The 18,039-nt window shown below is 30.5% G+C and carries 17 protein-coding genes and 2 tRNA genes; all 19 read right to left on the reverse strand.

Annotated features, from left to right (window positions below; translation table 11 throughout):
- Positions 1-52: 52 nt before the first annotated feature.
- The 19 genes from IO99_RS08680 to glmU all read right to left on the reverse strand — a co-directional run bounded on the left by IO99_RS08680 (position 53) and on the right by glmU (position 17,985).
- Positions 53-128: transfer RNA gene (locus IO99_RS08680), tRNA-Met, on the reverse strand.
- A 5-nt stretch (positions 129-133) separates the two neighbouring features.
- A tRNA-Leu gene (locus tag IO99_RS08685) sits at positions 134-222 on the reverse strand.
- Between the two features lie 208 nt (positions 223-430).
- Positions 431-847 carry a S1 domain-containing RNA-binding protein gene (locus tag IO99_RS08690; RefSeq protein ID WP_035132487.1) on the reverse strand — a complete coding sequence of 139 codons (417 nt, stop codon included), beginning with the start codon at positions 845-847 and terminating at the stop codon, positions 431-433.
- Positions 848-928: 81 nt separating this feature from the next.
- Positions 929-1,195 carry an FtsB family cell division protein gene (locus IO99_RS08695; RefSeq protein WP_035132490.1) on the reverse strand — a complete coding sequence of 89 codons (267 nt, stop codon included), beginning with the start codon at positions 1,193-1,195 and terminating at the stop codon, positions 929-931.
- Positions 1,196-1,320: 125 nt separating this feature from the next.
- Positions 1,321-1,713 carry a spore cortex biosynthesis protein YabQ gene (gene yabQ / locus IO99_RS08700; protein ID WP_035132492.1) on the reverse strand — a complete coding sequence of 131 codons (393 nt, stop codon included), beginning with the start codon at positions 1,711-1,713 and terminating at the stop codon, positions 1,321-1,323.
- Positions 1,714-1,720: 7 nt separating this feature from the next.
- Entirely contained in the window at positions 1,721-2,017 is a 297-nt protein-coding gene (gene yabP, locus IO99_RS08705; protein WP_035132494.1) for a sporulation protein YabP, read from the reverse strand.
- 76 nt (positions 2,018-2,093) lie between these two features.
- Positions 2,094-2,354 carry an RNA-binding S4 domain-containing protein gene (locus IO99_RS08710; RefSeq protein ID WP_035132496.1) on the reverse strand — a complete coding sequence of 87 codons (261 nt, stop codon included), beginning with the start codon at positions 2,352-2,354 and terminating at the stop codon, positions 2,094-2,096.
- Between the two features lie 105 nt (positions 2,355-2,459).
- Complete coding sequence (locus IO99_RS08715) at positions 2,460-2,735, reverse strand: HU family DNA-binding protein (RefSeq protein WP_035132498.1); 276 nt, start codon at positions 2,733-2,735, stop codon at positions 2,460-2,462.
- Positions 2,736-2,845: 110 nt separating this feature from the next.
- Positions 2,846-4,309 (reverse strand): bifunctional methyltransferase/pyrophosphohydrolase YabN, encoded by a 1,464-nt coding sequence (gene yabN / locus IO99_RS08720; RefSeq protein WP_035132500.1) that lies wholly within the window; start codon positions 4,307-4,309, stop codon positions 2,846-2,848.
- Positions 4,310-4,326: 17 nt separating this feature from the next.
- Positions 4,327-5,862 carry a putative polysaccharide biosynthesis protein gene (locus IO99_RS08725; RefSeq protein WP_035132502.1) on the reverse strand — a complete coding sequence of 512 codons (1,536 nt, stop codon included), beginning with the start codon at positions 5,860-5,862 and terminating at the stop codon, positions 4,327-4,329.
- Positions 5,863-6,080: 218 nt separating this feature from the next.
- Complete coding sequence (gene spoVT, locus IO99_RS08730; RefSeq protein WP_035132504.1) at positions 6,081-6,629, reverse strand: stage V sporulation protein T; 549 nt, start codon at positions 6,627-6,629, stop codon at positions 6,081-6,083.
- Positions 6,630-6,774: 145 nt separating this feature from the next.
- Positions 6,775-7,776, reverse strand: a complete 1,002-nt coding sequence (locus tag IO99_RS08735) for a peptidylprolyl isomerase (RefSeq protein WP_051824014.1) — start codon at positions 7,774-7,776, stop codon at positions 6,775-6,777.
- Between the two features lie 86 nt (positions 7,777-7,862).
- Positions 7,863-11,378: a transcription-repair coupling factor gene (mfd, locus tag IO99_RS08740; RefSeq protein ID WP_035132506.1), complete on the reverse strand. Its 3,516-nt coding sequence runs from the start codon at positions 11,376-11,378 to the stop codon at positions 7,863-7,865.
- Positions 11,379-11,401: 23 nt separating this feature from the next.
- Entirely contained in the window at positions 11,402-11,971 is a 570-nt protein-coding gene (pth, locus tag IO99_RS08745; RefSeq protein WP_035132507.1) for an aminoacyl-tRNA hydrolase, read from the reverse strand.
- A 127-nt stretch (positions 11,972-12,098) separates the two neighbouring features.
- Positions 12,099-13,229, reverse strand: coding sequence for a S1C family serine protease (locus IO99_RS08750; RefSeq protein ID WP_035132510.1), 1,131 nt, complete (start codon positions 13,227-13,229; stop codon positions 12,099-12,101).
- Between the two features lie 33 nt (positions 13,230-13,262).
- Complete coding sequence (locus tag IO99_RS08755; protein ID WP_035132549.1) at positions 13,263-14,684, reverse strand: HAMP domain-containing sensor histidine kinase; 1,422 nt, start codon at positions 14,682-14,684, stop codon at positions 13,263-13,265.
- 3 nt (positions 14,685-14,687) lie between these two features.
- Positions 14,688-15,374 carry a response regulator transcription factor gene (locus tag IO99_RS08760; protein WP_035132512.1) on the reverse strand — a complete coding sequence of 229 codons (687 nt, stop codon included), beginning with the start codon at positions 15,372-15,374 and terminating at the stop codon, positions 14,688-14,690.
- A gap of 259 nt (positions 15,375-15,633) precedes the next feature.
- Positions 15,634-16,593, reverse strand: coding sequence for a ribose-phosphate diphosphokinase (locus tag IO99_RS08765; protein ID WP_035132514.1), 960 nt, complete (start codon positions 16,591-16,593; stop codon positions 15,634-15,636).
- 21 nt (positions 16,594-16,614) lie between these two features.
- A complete protein-coding gene (gene glmU, locus IO99_RS08770) occupies positions 16,615-17,985 on the reverse strand; it encodes a bifunctional UDP-N-acetylglucosamine diphosphorylase/glucosamine-1-phosphate N-acetyltransferase GlmU (protein WP_035132516.1) in 1,371 nt (456 codons plus the stop codon).
- Positions 17,986-18,039: the final 54 nt, after the last annotated feature.

Below are 18,039 nucleotides of genomic sequence, written 5' to 3' on the forward strand. Positions count from 1 at the left end.
GACCCTTCGGGTATGAACCGAATGCTCTAGCCAGCTGAGCTATTCCGCCACATGGTTGCGGGGGCAGGACTTGAACCTACGACCTTCGGGTTATGAGCCCGACGAGCTGCCAACTGCTCCACCCCGCGTTATTTGGTGCTGAAGACCGGAATCGAACCGGTACGGTGTTTAACCACCGCAGGATTTTAAGTCCTGTGCGTCTGCCAGTTCCGCCACTCCAGCATTTGTGTCATCACCTTTCAGCGACAATATTTATTATATGGTATATTATTAACTATGTCAACAGTATTTATATAGTTTTTTATATTTTTTATTTATTTCTTCTTCACTTATTATAACTAAATGTAAAAAAAGCTAGGGTTTAATTTAACTGACATTAAAATAAATAAGAGTGCTTAAAAAGCACTCTTTAATCCTTTCGGTATAAAGCTTAATTATATCCTTTTCTGCTATATCCTCTACCTTTTCCACCATCTTGGTGTTTTTTAAGATCTTGAAATCTTTCTTCACTATCTTTTAAGAATTTTGACATCCTGTCTTCAAAACTTCCTGAACTTGTAGTTTTAGATTTTTCCTTTTCCCAATCTATATCTACAGGTTTAAAAGATTTTTTTGGTGTACCAGCTTGCTTTATGGATAAGCTCATCTTACCATTATCATCTACAGAAATGACTTTAACTTTAACCACATCATTTTCTTTTAAATGATCATGTACATTCTTAACAAATACATCAGATACTTCCGATATATGAACTAAGCCTGTTTTCCCTTCCACTTCAACAAATGCACCAAAGTTTGTGATATTAACTACTTTACCTTCTATAATGCTTCCAGCCTTTAAGGTCATATTGAAAAGACCCTCCTTAAATTTATAATTTAAATTTATATATACTATAACTAATAATAATTAGTCATAGTAATTTTCACTTTATTTACTGTCTATTACAGGAGATTCTCCTTCTTTAATTAACCCAAGCTTTTCCCTTGCAAGTTTTTCTATATACCGACTATCTTGTGATAGTTTAATCTCATCCTGTAACTTTTGATTCTTTTCTTGTGCTGCTTGTAACTCCGAAGTATAGTTATCAATATCTTTATGTTGTCTAAACATTATTATTTGTTGATTTATAAATGTAAAGCCTACGTAAAGAGCTATAAGTAAAAGACCTATCTTTTTTATGCTGAATTTCTTCATATCGATTTTCCTTCCTTATTACAAATAGTAACATGTCATAGGTTTTATTTTCAAGTAGTCAAATTAACCTATAGCTATATTGTAATTTGAATTTTTATTTTCTTCAACCCTTAATATTATAAATTTTATATTTTTTTTGTTATTTTGCTAAAAATAATTCTTATAGGATAGAATATATAATAAAATATTACTCTAAAAAACGTTAATATGGCATTTAATATGCTTCCGTATGCTAATATAAATATATTACTAAATAGTTTAAAGTATATAAATAATCCAATTAAATTATATACAAACACATTAAAACTCATGTAAGCATAGTTTGTATACATCATAAAAATAAATACTATAATTCCAGTTAATATCCAAAATAGCATATCCTGTATTGCTGTTATGATGGTTCCTGGCTCTTCAAAACCTCTTATTACTCTATATACATCAAAGAAAATACCAACTAGCATTCCACTAAGTAAGGAGAATATAAACAATGCTATTTGTCTACCCATATCAAATATCATAACTCAATCACCTAAATATTTTAGAAATGATACTATTTCGCTTCTTTGGTCTCTTTTCTTCACTTGTATATACTACATAAGATATTTTCCCCGTTATTACCACATCTCCATTTTGAACATCTAGCTTGGTCATCTTTAACTCTTCACCTCTGATATCCATATCTCCCAACACAGTTATTATAAGTATCTGTTCATCATTGAAGCTTAGTATTTCTAAAACTCCATCTAAAGTCATCTTTTTTCTATTTTCTAACGTAATAAAACTCTTTTTATTTTCTAACGACATATCTTTATTTGGTTCCATAATATCCCCCTTAAACCTAAAAACATATTAGCTTTCTATAAAGATATATTCATTAAAAAATATTTTATGCTACTATTTATTCCTTATCCTCTTCCCCACTGATTATTTCATACATATTCTTAGCATCTTCTTTATTAACATGATTAGCAATATTTATAATTCTTGCTTTTAATAATTGATTTGCAAATTGAATTTCTATTATATCATCTTCTTTTATCGTAGTACTTGGTTTTGCTACTTTTCCATTTATGGATACTCTACCATTTTCACATACATCTTTAGCAACAGTTCTTCTTTTAATTATTCTAGAAACCTTTAAATATTTATCTAATCTCATAGTTGCCTCCTTAAACTATATAAATTTTTTTTGAAATTATACTTTATCCTGTATCCCTATGAATAGAAGAAAAAACCCAGAACATTTCTAGGCTTTTTCAAGTAATTATTTATTTACTATGTCTTTAAATTCTTTTCCAACTTTGAAAACAGGAACTTTAGATGCTGGTATTTGTATTTCTTCTTTTGTTCTTGGGTTTCTTCCTACTCTAGCAGCTCTTTCTCTAGTTTCAAAAGTACCAAATCCAACTAGTTGAACTTTCTCTCCACCTTCAAGAGCCTCTTCAACACTCTCTATAAATGCCTTTAATACCGCCTCGTTATCTTTTTTTGTTAGTCCTGACTTTTCAGCCATTTTTGCTATTAATTCTGATTTGTTCACAATAGTACCTCCTTAATGTTAATTTTACGTAATTTATATTTTAATTACATAAAATAATACTTACAATATTCTTACAAGTTACCTAGAATCCTTCTTTTTTTTGAAAAAATTTATCTTTTAGTTGATAAATTATACTTTTTAGATTCACTCCAAAGGGTTTCCATTTCTTCCAATGTCATTTCCTTCATGTCAACACCCTTTTTAATACCAGATTCCTCAATAAATTGGAAGCGTTTTATAAATTTATCTATAGTATAATTTACTGCAAATTCTGGGTCAATGTCAAGAAGTCTTGCAATATTTACTGTGGCAAAGATTAAATCTCCTACCTCTTCCTGTATTTTTGACACATCTGAATTTTTATATACATCTTTTATCTCTTGTAATTCTTCTATAACTTTCTCCATAGCTGGTTCTACATCATCCCAGTCAAACCCTACCTTACCAGCCTTTTTTTGAACCTTTTCTGCTCTAATAAGTCCAGGCATACAACGTGGAACATGTTTTAATTCATCGGTATAGCTAGTAAATTTCTTTTCTTTAACTTTAATTTTATCCCAATTCTCCAATATTTCATCTGTATCTTTAACTCTTACATCTGAAAATATATGTGGATGCCGACTTATCATTTTTTCAGTTATAGCTGCTACTACATCATTTATGTTGAAATAACCCTCCTCCTTACCAATTTGAGCGTGGAATATTACTTGAAAAAGTACATCTCCTAACTCCTCAATAAGTTTATTATCGTCCATTTCGTCTATAGCTTCAATAACTTCATAACATTCCTCAATTAAACCTCTTTTTAAAGATTCATGAGTTTGTTCTAAGTCCCACATACATCCATTTTCACTCCTAAGAGTAGACATCACATTAATTAAATCCTTAAAATCCTTAGGACCTTTAAGATCCTTAGGAATATATATGGAAGTTAAATAATCAATATCCTCTTGTCTATCTAAATCATATAGTTTAATTTTTCTTATACTTTCTTCTCCCTGTATACCTGCTGCTCTTACAAAGTATATATCACTATCATCACTATAATATTCGCATAGAGCTAACTTCACTTCAGAAGCAATAAATTTATTATACACCTGGGTTATTATTACTCCTAATCTCTTATCCATAACCTGTTCCCTTATATCAAAGGCATCTATTATTTTTACCCCTTCTATTGGGTCAATCCTTAAGCTCTCTATAACTGCATCTACAAAACTTACTGATGGCATTAATCTAGCTTCTATTCCATTCTCCTTGCAGAGTTCTAATAATATAGTTACAGATTTTTCTGCAACTAGGGGATGACCTGGAACTGCATATACTAAGTCTCCTTCTTGCTGATAAATTTTTATAAGATCCTCTGCAATTGCCTTGTATATATGGTCAAAATTATTATATTCTTCATAAAAGTTATCATAGGTATTAAACTTTACACCCATAGATTCTAAGTATTTAACATTAGGGTGTTTTTCTGTTCTAAAGTATATATTTTTATTACTTTTCAAAATTTCTAGTACACCTATGGTTAAAGCATCTTTAGAACCAGGTCCTAAACCAACCACTGTAATCATTTGAATCTACTCCTCTTTTAGTTTTTAATGAGCTTTCCCTTTATATCTTCAATGGTAAATATTTTAAATACAATCGACAGTATTCCAAATATTACTACACCAAGGAAAATAGCTATTAAGCAAGCTATTCCATTACTCTGTGTATAATTATAGACATTATTATATATAAAAACAACAGATATTATCATAATTAATGACACAAATAAAGGTTTTATAACTACTTCATATAGGTTTATCTTTACTTTGAGCAGTTTTTTAACCTCTTTCAAGTTTAAAATGCTAGTTACTGCATATCCAACTATACTTCCAATTATTGCACCATATATATTAAACCTAGAGTTACTTACTAAAACATAGGTAATGATTACCTTAAATAGACACCCTATGGCAAGATAATATACCGGTTTCATATATCTACCACAACTTTGTAAAAGCGATGTAGTAGTCTGCGTTATTATAATTAATGGTATTGATAAAGATAATAATTTAAGTATTTCATGCCCTGCTACATCTCCCATAAACACTAATCCCATAATAGGCTTTGAAAGATAAAATAACCCTAAGGCGCTTGGAATACCTATAACAAAAGATAACTTAAACACCATGTTTACCCTTCTGTATAATTCGTTTTGATTATGCATAGAATATACCTCTGATATTATAGGTACTAAAGCTGAACAAAGAGCAATAGAAAGTGCTAGTGGGATATTTTGAAGAGTCATAGCCTTACCTGTAAATTGACCATATAATATGGCACTTTCTTGAATAGTATAACCCGCTAACAAGAGTCTTTGAGGTACTATTATAGAATCAATTAAAGCCATAATCGTTCCAACTGCAGCTCCTACGGATATAGGAAATGCTGCTTGTACTAAGTTTGATAGTATTTTATTACTCCTTTTCACTTTTAATTTATAAGACTTTGATCTAACAAATAAATATTTTATTACCAAGTAAATGCTTCCCAGTAATCCTCCAGCTACCGTTCCAAATGCGGCTCCTGCTGCTGCATATTCAATTCCTTTAGGAAGTAATAAATATGCACATATCACGCCAAAAACCACCCTACCTATCTGTTCTATAATTTGAGATATTGCAGTATTATTCATATTCTGAAGTCCCTGGAAATATCCTTTAAATGTACACATAATACATACAAATATAGGTGCTGAGGATATAATCATAAAGGATTGATATGACTTATTATCCCACCTTAAGATATTTATAATATTATCTCCAAAGTACAACATTAAAAATGATATTATTATCCCAAGTGGAATCATTATTTTAAGAGTATCCTTAAGTACCTGTTTAACAGCATTGGTATCGTTGCGCACATTATACTCTGATATTAATTTCGACATAGCAATAGGTACTCCTGATGCTATTGCTACAAAAGTCATATATATAGGGTATGACATCTGATAATATCCCATCCCTTGGTCACCAATTAATCCTTGTATTGGTATTCTAAAAAACAAACCTAAAAATCGTGCAAAAATAGTAGCTATTCCTAAAATCATAGTTCCTTTTAAAAGCGATTGTTTTTTCATACTTCCTCCTAAAAATACTTTATATAGTTAATAAGTATTTTGATGAGAAACATTTTATTACTTAATGCATATAATATATACCTAATATCAATTAACTTTAACTTATCTAACAATAAAAAAGCTGCCATAAGATGTGATTAATATCAATCCTATGGCAATAATTATATATTATACTCTTTATTTAATTTTATCTTATAGATATTTATGCTTTTTAGCATTTACTGTTCCATTTGTTTTCCTAAGAATGAAGCTGCTGTTTCCGCAAGCTTTAACTCTAGTTCTCCAAACTTTACATTTTCTTTTGAAACTATGATTACCGTACCAACGGTATCTCCCTCCGCAATTATTGGTGCTACAACTTGTGTTGTATATTCATCTGCTGTCTCTCCATCACATATAGGTATTAGCCCCTGAGAGTTTTTATCTAGAAGAGTAGCCTTACGCATTTCCATAATTTTATCTACTTCATTACTAATCTTTTTATCTAAATAATCTTTCTTTGTCCCACCACTTACAGATATGATTGAGTCTTTATCACAGATTATAACTATATTACCAATAGTTTGATGTAGCGCCTCGCTATATTCCTTAGAAAACTCACTCAATTCTTCTATTGGTGAATATTTTTTTAATATAACTCCCCCTTCTCTATCTGTAAATATTTCCAGTGGATCTCCTTCTCTAATTCTTAATGTCCTTCTAATTTCTTTTGGTATTACAACACGACCTAAGTCATCTATTCTTCTTACTATTCCTGTAGCTTTCATTAAATATCCTCCTTATTTATGTAAATAGTATTAATGCTATTATTATCCTTCTTAACGCAAATTTTATACATCCTAGAAATTTTTTCATTAATAAAAAATAAAAAAGATTAATGCCAAATATGACATTAATCTTTTTTATAAATTATTAACTTAGTTTATCTTCATATAACTTTATTTTAGCTTCTTCTTGCCAAGCAGTTACTTTTTCTACCCATACATTATACTTATTTTGTTCTAATAGAACATCCTTAATCGCATCTTTAACATCTTTTAAAGGCCTAATAGGATACTCTTCTTTATCTAAGCATTTTATAACATGGAATCCAAATTGAGTTGATATAGGAGTCTTAGTATATTCCCCTTTCTTAAGACTTATAGCTGACATTAAAAAAGTTTTATCATACTGATTACTAGTATATTCAATCCAACCTAAGTCTCCACCTTTTTCCTTTGTAGCATCTGTACCTTTTTCAGTAGCAAGCTTAGCAAAATCTTCACCTTTATCTAATCTTGCAATTATGTCTTTAGCTTCTTCTTCTGTCTTAACTAGTATGTGCGCTGGCTTAACTTTATTTGGACTCTCAGTATATGAATTTGGATTACTATCATAGTAAGCCTTTATTTCATCATCTGTAACGGTAACATCCTTAACTACCTCTTCATATACAGCATTAGATATTACTGCTGGTTTTAATTCTTCTAAGAAGCTTTCTTCTGTAACTCCAGCTGTTTTAAGAGCACTTTGATACTCTTCATCAGTTTTAAAGGATTTCTTTATCTCATCAAGTTTCTCTTTAGCCTTAGTCTGAACTTCTTCATCAGAAGGCACTACTCCAAGCTTTTCACCATTATTTTTTATGACAATATCATTAACCATAGTATCTAGTATACTTAATCTTTGATTCTTTATATATTCCATAGCCTCTGAATTTTCTTTATAATTTTCTCCATACTGAGCCTTTACTTGCTCATAAACCGCATTTAACCTACTATCTACTTCTCCTAAGGTAATCTTTTCTTTATAAACCTTAGCAACTACTGTCTTATTAATACCTGCTTCTGTTTTTTCTATCATTCCACACCCCACTGCTGAAAGCATTAGTGTAGATGCCATTAGACCAGCTAAAATCTTCTTTAATTTTATCAATTTATTATCCTCCATTCGGTTTTTTTTAGTTATTATTGCTATTTAATTTTACCATAAAAATACTATTAAATAAATAGTAGCTAAATCTATTTACTCATTGTTGATAAATCCTTAATAATATTTATAAGTATATCTAATAGCTCCTTTTTATTAATATCCTTACTCTTATACACTAGAACTGGAACATCTCCCATTTTAAATGTGATTTGTCTCTTATAATTGTCTAATATATATTTTACCATATCAGAAGTTAAGTATGACTTGTCTTTAAAGGTTATCTGTACTTGAATTCCAGTATCCTTTATCTCTAAAACCCCAACTTCTCTAGCAATTGCCTTTAAATACGCTATATTCATTAAATTATATACACTGTCTGGAATATTAGAGTATCTATCTTCAATCTCCTCAATAACATCTAACATATGTTCATAGGACTCAATAGATGCAATCTTTTTATATACCTGAATTTTTTGAGTTTCATCCTGTATATAGTTACTAGGAATATATGCATCAATTTTCATATCTACTGTAGTTTCAATAGGTTCCTTGTCTACTTCACCTTTTACAATACTTACAGCATCTTCAAGCATTCTGCAATATAAGTCATATCCAACAGCAGACATATGACCACATTGAGCTGCTCCCATTATATTCCCTGCACCTCTTATTTCTAAATCTCTCATAGCTATCTTTAATCCTGAGCCTAATTCTGTAAAGTCTTTTATAGCCTTTAATCTTTTTTCTGCAACTTCTGTTAAAACCTTATCCTTAGTATAAGTAAAGTAAGCATATGCTATTCTATTTGTTCTCCCTACTCTTCCCCTTAATTGATATAGTTGAGATAATCCCATCTTATCCGCATTTGCTATTATCATAGTATTTGCATTCTGAATGTCTATACCAGTCTCTACTATAGTTGTACTTAAAAGTATATCGTATTTTTTATCTACAAAATCTATTATCACCTTTTCCAATTCTCTTTCGGTCATCTGACCATGACCTATAGCAACTCTAGCTTCTGGGACCAACTTTTGCAAATATGTTGCCATATCACTTATGGTTTCAACCCTATTATATACAAAAAATACTTGTCCTCCCCTATTCATTTCCCTAATTATTGCATCTCTTATAAGTTGATCATTAAATTCTACAACATAAGTTTGAATAGGATATCTTTCTTCAGGAGGAGTTTCTATTATACTTATATCCCTTACTCCTGTTAAAGACATGTGTAGGGTTCTAGGAATAGGAGTAGCACTTAAAGTTAATACATCTATGTTTTTCTTTATTTCCTTAATCTTCTCCTTGTGACTAACCCCAAACCTTTGCTCTTCGTCTACAATTAATAAACCTAGATCCTTAAATACCACACTCTTTTGAAGCAACTTATGAGTACCTACTATAATATCTAAATTTCCTTCTCTTAGAGCATTTAAAGTTTCTTTAACTTGAGACGCAGTTCTAAATCTGCTAATCATTCCTATTTTAATAGGAAAATCTGAAAACCTTTTTAACATATTTTTATAGTGTTGCTCTGCTAGTATTGTAGTGGGTACTAATATAGCTACCTGTTTTCCATCCATAACACACTTAAAGGCAGCTCTAAGAGCAACCTCTGTTTTCCCATATCCAACATCACCGCAAAGAAGCCTATCCATAGGTTTATCGCTTTCCATATCTTTTTTAATATCTTCAATTGCAGTTAACTGATCTGGGGTTTCTTCATATGGAAATTCTCCTTCAAACTGACTTTGCCAAGGGGTGTCCTTGGCATATTTATGCCCTTTTAAAGTATTTCTGATAGCATAAAGCTTAACCAAATCTTCAGCAATATCTTCAACAGATTTTTTTACTTTACTTCTAGCCTTTGCCCATTCACTTCCACCTAATTTATTTATTTTGGGTGATTTGCCTTCACTGCCAATATATTTTTGTACTAAATCTAATTGCTCTACAGGGACATATAAAGTATCTCCTGAATTATATTCTAAAACCAAATAATCTTTTTTATTTCCCTGTACATCTAATTGATTGATACCCTTATATACACCAACTCCATGGTTCACATGTACCACATAATCACCAAGCTTTAAATCAGTAAAGCTTTTTATTTTTCCTGCACCTTTTTTAGTAGTTCTTCTTGTGGCTTTCCTCTTAGATTGACCGAAAACCTCGGAGTCTGATATAACACATACCTTTAAATCAGGATACTCAAATCCTTTAATAGAACTTCCAAAGGTCACAACTACTTCCCCTTGCTGAATGCTAGAAACTAAATCTTTATAAGTAGCTTCTATCCCTCTGTCTCTTAAAGTGTCAATTAATCTTTCTCCCCTTGTTCTTGTACCAGATAAAATTAAAGTTCTATAACCTTTTTTCTTTTTCTCTATTATATCTTCAATAAGCATGTCTAACTGTCCATGATAATCATGAATTGTAATCTGAGAAAATGCTATTAAATTTCTTGGTTTTAACGCATTAGAAGCAGTTCCTAAACTCTGTAAAGTTATAGTTTTACTCACTTCTAAAATTTCTCCAATCATTTCTTTAGGTATTAGTAGTTCTCCTTGTTTCGGTAAAATATTACCTCTACTTAGAAAATTTTCATAATTCTCTTCAAATTCAAAGTATACACTATCCAACTTACCCATAGCCCTATTTACATCATCCACTACGACTAGACTATCCTTAAAGTAGTCTAAAAATGTAGTTTTATTTTTATAAAAATAAGGAATATAGCTATCAATAGTTTCAAAAGTCCAAGTTTCCTCTAGATTCTCCAAATTTGTCTTAACCGTAGAATTTATTCTTTCTAAAGCATCCTTATCTTTAGATTTATTAAATCTTGATATGGCTCCATCTAATTCCTTTTTAATTTCTTCTTTTGCAAGATTTATAACCTCTTCTGTAAGAATTATCTCTTTAGCTGGAAATATTTCTACTTTATCTACTTTATCTATACTTCTTTGATTGTCTTTATTAAAAGTTCTTATGGAATCAACTTCATCATCAAAAAGCTCAATTCTAAATGGCATGCTACTAATAGGAGGATAAACATCTATAATCCCCCCTCTAACTGAAAATTGACCTATATTTTCTACAACACTACACCTTTCGTAACCACATTGTACAAGTTTTTCGCTCAACTCTCTTATGTCTATCGTACTTTCTAAAGAAATTTCAAATGAAAATTTCTTGAATAGCTCTACAGGAGCATAGGATGCTGCTAAAGCCTCTATAGAGGTTACAACAATACATTTTCCCTCATGAAGAATCTTGTTTAATACTTTCAGCCTCTCCCATCTCAAGTCCCCTGATACAGCTTCTACATTGTAAAAAGTTACTTCCCTCGTAGGAAAATAATATACATCATTACAATAAAAGCTAAGATCTTCATATATGTTTTTAGCTTCCATGTCATTATGAGTTAGCACTAGCATACTTTTTTCTATATCTTCATAAACACCATATAGCAAGTAGCTCTTACCAGATTCCGAAAGACCATGTATGCCTAATGGATACTTTTCCTCATTTATATATCTCTTTATATCTCTATATTCACTACTTAACTTTAAAGGTGTCATTACTCCTTTTAGTCTCAAAATATCACCTCTTAAACTATTTACTACTTTCCTGCATTAAAAGAATTAAATTTATTCATTGCTTGATTAATTCCTTCATTTATGATCACTGATACTGCATCTACCGCTGCCTCAAAAGATTTTTCAACAATTTCTCTATCTTCATTAGAGAATCTTCCTGTAACAAACTCAACTAAATCATAGGTTGGCTCTCCAATTCCAACTTTAATCCTTGAAAAACTATCAGTACCTAAATGAGAAATTATATTCTTAATACCATTGTGACCTCCTGCACTTCCTTTTCCCTTTATTCTAAGTCTTCCAACTTCTAGACTAATATCATCGTATATAACTATAATATTTTCTACTGGTATTTTATAAAAGTCTATTATACTTCTAACGCTTTCTCCACTTAAATTCATATAAGTTTGAGGTTTTAAAAATATAACCTTTTCATTGGCTATACTACTCTCACCGTATACTCCTTTAAATTTTGTCCTATTTATACTAAAGTTATACTTTTTTTCACACATATCAACTACATCAAACCCTACATTATGTCTTGTTTTATCATACCTATCTCCTGGATTTCCCAATCCCACAACTAAATACATAATTACCTCCAATATATTCTATAACATAATATCTCTTAACATAAAAATAATCTTCTTTGACTATTATACTAGAAGTTTTACCTAAAATAAAACAAAAGTAGCATTCCTAAATGCTACTTTTTATATATTACTCTGAAATCTTTATTTTAAAGTCAACATAATCACCATTTTTGAATACTTTGTATTTTATTGTCTCTCCACTTTTAAATTTACTCATTATAGTATTTATGTCACTGACAGTATTAACTTTCATACCATTCACTTCAACAATTATATCTGTTGGTCTAATTCCAGCTTCATAAGCTAAACCATTTCTTGTAACTTCCTTTGCATATACTCCATCAATACCATTTTCACTTTGGGAAATAGCCTCTTCCCCATAAACTCCCATATGGTTAATAAGAGAATCTTGCTTATCTAAAATTCCATAGGTAATAGGCTCTAGATCCTCTGCGGAAATATAAAAACTATTTTTTAAAAATTCATTATGGTATGTCATAGTAGTATTATTTACTCCTATAAGCTCTCCATCCAAATTACATAAAGCTGCTCCAGTATTGATAAACTTAGGAATAACTGAAGTCTTTATCATTCTTAAAGATTCAGCTACTTTAGTTTCTCTATTTTTAAATACTATATTCTCTCTAGTATTTAGCACCGTACTTACCTCTATATTTTCATTAAAAGATTTACCCAGAGGGTTTCCTACACTAATAACTCTATCACCCTTTTCAATCTTAGTAGAATTTTTAGCTATGGTCATAGGTTGTAATGCTTCACCATTTATTTTAATCATAGCAATGTCATAAATACTATCAAATCCTATTATAGATGCATTATATACAATATCATTGTGTAACTTTACTTTAACACTGGTTGCATCCTCAATACCTAAATAGCTAGTTATAACATATTGTCCATTCTCTATGACAACGCCTACTCCTACATTAGTTTCTTTTATACACTTATCATCTGCAATAACCTTAATAACTGAAACAACAGATTGCGCTGCTTTGTGAGCAGCCGATTGAAGCTTTGAATTAGTGGTATTAACTTCTGTGTCTTTATTATTATTACCTTGAACATAATAATTTTCATTTTCAGTATTTACCACTAAAGCTGTAACAGCCCCACCTAAGGAGGCCACAAATAAGCAAAATATAGTAATTGCAACAATTTTACCTTTACGTCTTTTCTTAATTTTGTTAAAGGTTATTTTTGCTTTAACACCCTTATAATCATCATTAAAATTGCTCATAACAGCCTCCTTTCTCTTAGCTCCTTAAGATTATTACATACTCTTCTTTGCTAATTGTAAAGTAAATATAAATTCAACTCCATTTTCTTTATTACACGCCCATATTTCTTCATCATGTAAGCTAACAATCTTTTTAACTATGGAGAGCCCTAATCCCGTACTCACTTTTTGTGTTCTTGATTTATCAACTTTATAGAATCTTTCCCAGATATGTTTTATATCTTCTTCATCTATATTAGATCCCTCATTAAAAATTGATATATTAGCCTTCTTACCTTTTTTTCTACATGATATTTGTATCAATCCATCTTCTTTTCCATATTTAATAGCATTATCTAAAAGATTAGTAACAACTTGTGTTATTTTATCTCCATCGGTAAGTACCCAGAGTTCACTTCCTTCAAAAAACACCTGTACATCCAAATTTTTATTTCTTATTCTATTTTCATTTCTCAATATACATATTCTTACTATTTCATTAATGTCTACAGGTACCTTCTCCAGCTTATAGGTACCCGATTCCACTGCTGATAAATCAAGTAAATCATTTATAAGTCTTGTTAATCTTTGTATTTCTTCATAGGCTATATTTAGATAATACTTATGCTTTTCATCAGGAACTACTCCATCTAAAATTCCACCTATAAATCCTTTTATAGATGTCATTGGAGATCTCAACTCATGAGAAACATTTGAAATAAACTCTTTTCTATTTTGTTCTACCTTTTGTAGCGAGTCTGCCATCACATTAAATGCATTTGCAAACTCCTCCATTTCATCATCAGAATGAATTTCAACTCTTTTATCTACATCCCCTTGAGCTATTTTTCTTGCAACCCCACTCATTTCTGATAGCGGATTTACTATCATCTTTTGAGAAAAATAATAAATTACGATACAAGAAGCAATTACAGCGAAAACTGCAGATAACCAAATAATTTGATAAACATTAGAAAGTGATTTATCTAAAATATCTGTTGATACACTAAATAAAGTTGCTCCCATAGATTGCCCTTTAGTATCTTTTACAACTTTCATCATAACGTATATCTTCTCATCCATATAAACTCCATACTCATTAAAAGCATCTATATAATCACTATTATTTATATTTTCCAAATCATCATGAAAAATCTGTTTCCCTATAAGTGGAGTATATTTAATGTTAGTAACTGAATAAACATATCCATTACTATCTACAAGAACTATATCATCATTTATATATGTTGATATAAACTTTATACTTGTAGTTAATTCTTCATATGATGATGCCCCAGTTAAATATTTTGTTGCAATACCTTCAATTATATCTGCCTGTCTAGTAAGATCTCTTTGTCTCGTCTTTATAAAATAATCTTGAAACCAAAAGGAAAGAAATGCAGCTAAAATAGTAAAACTTACTGTAATTATAATGGTGTAAGTAACAACCATTTTAGAAAACAAGCTATTTTTCACCATCTATTTCACCTCAAATTTATATCCAACTCCCCAAACAGTTTCTAACTGCCAGTTATCTCCTCCTGCTACCTTTTCTCTTAATCTCTTCACATGAACATCTACAGTTCTTGAATCTCCTGGATAATCATATCCCCAGACTTCACAAAGCAGTTGTTCTCTTGTAAATACTCTGTTTTTATTACTTGCTAAGAAGTGTAACAATTCAAACTCTTTAGGTGGCATTTTAATTTCCTGTCCCATGTATGTTACATTATATGAATTTATATCTATAACTAAATTATCAAAGGTTAATGTTTCTTTACTATCACCCTCTGCAGTATATCTTCTTAGAACAGCCTTAACTCTAGCCATAAGTTCCTTAGGTTCAAAAGGTTTTACTATATAATCATCTGCTCCAAGCTCAAGTCCTAAAACTTTATCAAAAGTTTCTCCTTTTGCAGTTATCATTATAACTGGTGTCTCATTGTCTCTTCTTATCCACTTTAGCACATCTATACCATCTAGATATGGTAACATAACATCTAAAAGCACTAAATCAGGTTTATAACTAGTAAACGCCTCTTGAGCCTCTCTTCCATCATTGGCCACCTTAACATGGTATCCTGAATTCTCCAAATACATCTTTATTACTTCACATATATTTTTATCATCATCAACAACTAATATCTTTCCTAAATTACCTTCCATTGATATCCCTCCTAAATACTTAAGATATTTTATTTAATTTACGAATATAATTTCTACATAATATCTTTTATAATATTATATAACAATAACTTTAAGTCCAAGTATTTTCTCATTAAAATTAATATTTTTAACAAAATATTTATAAAGTTATGGTGAAAACATTCCTTTTTATACTAAAAATAGGGGAAGAAAAACTTCCTCCCCTAAATAAAACCAAATTACTGTCCAAACTTATTATGAATACATATAATGTTTAATATTATTCATCAAAAAGCTTGCTTACAGAAACTTCTTCATATATTCTTCTAATAGCTTCTGCAAATAACGGTGCTATAGATAATATTTTTATCTTATCAAGCATTTTTTCTTGTGGTAAATGAATACTATCAAGCATAACTAGCTCTTTTATCACCGATGCTTCTAGTCTTTCTATGGCTGGACCAGAAAGTACAGCATGTGAACAACAAGCATATACTTCAGTAGCACCCATTTTAACTAAAGCATTAGCACCATTACAAATAGTTCCAGCTGTATCTATCATATCATCTATTAGTATAACCTTTTTACCTTTTACTTCACCGATTATATTCATAACTTCAGCTACATTAGCCTTTGGTCTTCTCTTATCTATAATAGCTATTGGAGCATTTAATTTATCAGCAAACTTTCTTGCTCTTGTAACACTACCAAGATCTGGTGAAACTACAACTACATCATCACAATCTTTAAATCCTTTTTCTATAAAGTAATCACTTAGTATTGGTGAACCCACTAAATTATCTACTGGAATATTGAAATATCCTTGTATTTGAGCTGCATGTAAATCCATAGTTAAAACTCTATCTGCTCCTGCTGCTGTAATTAAATCAGCAACTAATTTTGCTGTAATTGGATCTCTTGCCTTTGCCTTTCTGTCTTGACGTGCATATCCATAGTAAGGAATAACCGCCGTTATTCTTCCTGCTGATGCTCTCTTAAGTGCATCAATCATAATTAAAAGTTCCATTAAATTATTGTTTACTGGAGCACTAGTTGGCTGTATAACAAATACGTCCAGTCCTCTAACAGTTTCTCCAATATTTACTGCAATCTCCCCATCACTAAAAGTAGTAACTTGACTTTCTCCAACAGAAAGCCCTAAGCGGTTTGCAATATCAGCAGCTAATTCTGGATATGAGTTTCCTGCAAAGATTTTAATGTTTCTTCCATGGCTTATCATTTATGTAGTCCTCCTAAAATTTTATTTGTTTTTATTTTTATCATATACCCAGTTCTCTTTATTTATTTGCCTAGCTCTTGCTATAGCTAAGGAGCCCTCTGGTATTTTCTCGGTTATTGTTGATCCAGCTGCAATATAAGTATTATCTTCTACCTCAACTGGTGATACTAAGTTAGTATTACATCCTATAAATACATTGTTTCCAATTGTAGTTTTGTATTTTGCTTTTCCATCATAATTTACTACAACAGTTCCACACCCAAAATTACATTTTTCTCCAACTTCTGCATCTCCTATGTAAGTTAAGTGAGATACCTTAGTTCCGTCACCTATTGATGATTTTTTAATTTCAACAAAATCACCTATCCTTGCATTATCACCTATAGTTGTTTCCGGTCTTATATACGCGAAAGGTCCAACTGTAGTATTATTTCCAATCTTACTGTTTAATACTACAGAATTTTCTACAGTTACATCATCACCAATTATACTATTAGTTATTCTGTTATTTGAGTATAATACACAATTTTCACCAACTACCGTAGTTCCTTCTATAATATTCCCTGGATATACAACCGTATCTTGACCTATAATTACATCACACTCTATATAGGTGCTTCTAGGATCCATAATTATAACACCATTATCCATATGGTTTCTATTTATTCTACTTCTCATTATATCATTAGCAACAGAAAGTTCTGCCTTTGAATTTACTGCTGTAATTTCTTCTACATCAACAGCAATAGCCCCAACTTTCTTACCTTCATTTTTTAATATCTCTATTACATCTGTTAAGTAGTACTCACCTTGATTATTATTATTATTAAGTTTACCTAAAGTATTTAATAATGTGTCTATATCAAAACAATACATCCCTGAGTTAATTTCATTAACTTTTACTTCTTCTTCATTACAATCCTTAAACTCTACAATTTTCTCTACTTCTCCTTGAGAATTTCTAATTATTCTTCCATACTTTAGAGGGTCACTCATTATAGATGTCAATATTGTAGCACTACATTTTTGTTCTTCATGATATTTAGTAAGTTTTGTAACTGTTTCTTCTGTTATTAGAGGCCCATCTCCAACAAATATAGCTACTGATCCTTTTTTACCTTTTAAAAATTCTTCTGCACACATTACTGCATGCCCAGTACCTAATTGTTCTTCTTGAACTGAGTAGAAAATATTTCTACTTTCAGTGCCTTTTCTAACTTTATCAGCACCTTTTCCAATAACCACACTTACTTCGTCTACCCCGGATTTTCTTATATTATCTATAACATGGTTTATCATTTCTTTTCCACAAACTTTGTGTAGAACCTTAGGAGTATTAGATTTCATTCTTTTACCTTCGCCAGCAGCAAGGATTATAGCACATTTATACAATTCATACACCTCTTCATTTAAAATGTAATTAGTCTTTCCTTATAAATTATTCTA

This window comes from Clostridium sulfidigenes (genome assembly GCF_000732635.1).
GTDB lineage: Bacteria > Bacillota > Clostridia > Clostridiales > Clostridiaceae > Clostridium_J > Clostridium_J sulfidigenes.

Bases quoted from the DNA above. Each gene is read 5' to 3' on its own strand.
- IO99_RS08690 (WP_035132487.1), bottom strand. From the start codon at position 847: ATGACCTTAAAGGCTGGAAGCATTATAGAAGGTAAAGTAGTTAATATC.
- IO99_RS08695 (WP_035132490.1), bottom strand. From the start codon at position 1,195: ATGAAGAAATTCAGCATAAAAAAGATAGGTCTTTTACTTATAGCTCTT.
- yabQ (WP_035132492.1), bottom strand. From the start codon at position 1,713: ATGATATTTGATATGGGTAGACAAATAGCATTGTTTATATTCTCCTTA.
- yabP (WP_035132494.1), bottom strand. From the start codon at position 2,017: ATGGAACCAAATAAAGATATGTCGTTAGAAAATAAAAAGAGTTTTATT.
- IO99_RS08710 (WP_035132496.1), bottom strand. From the start codon at position 2,354: ATGAGATTAGATAAATATTTAAAGGTTTCTAGAATAATTAAAAGAAGA.
- yabN (WP_035132500.1), bottom strand. From the start codon at position 4,309: ATGATTACAGTGGTTGGTTTAGGACCTGGTTCTAAAGATGCTTTAACC.
- IO99_RS08725 (WP_035132502.1), bottom strand. From the start codon at position 5,862: ATGAAAAAACAATCGCTTTTAAAAGGAACTATGATTTTAGGAATAGCT.
- spoVT (WP_035132504.1), bottom strand. From the start codon at position 6,629: ATGAAAGCTACAGGAATAGTAAGAAGAATAGATGACTTAGGTCGTGTT.
- pth (WP_035132507.1), bottom strand. From the start codon at position 11,971: ATGTATTTAGTTGTGGGATTGGGAAATCCAGGAGATAGGTATGATAAA.
- IO99_RS08750 (WP_035132510.1), bottom strand. From the start codon at position 13,229: ATGAGCAATTTTAATGATGATTATAAGGGTGTTAAAGCAAAAATAACC.
- IO99_RS08760 (WP_035132512.1), bottom strand. From the start codon at position 15,374: ATGGAAGGTAATTTAGGAAAGATATTAGTTGTTGATGATGATAAAAAT.
- IO99_RS08765 (WP_035132514.1), bottom strand. From the start codon at position 16,593: ATGATAAGCCATGGAAGAAACATTAAAATCTTTGCAGGAAACTCATAT.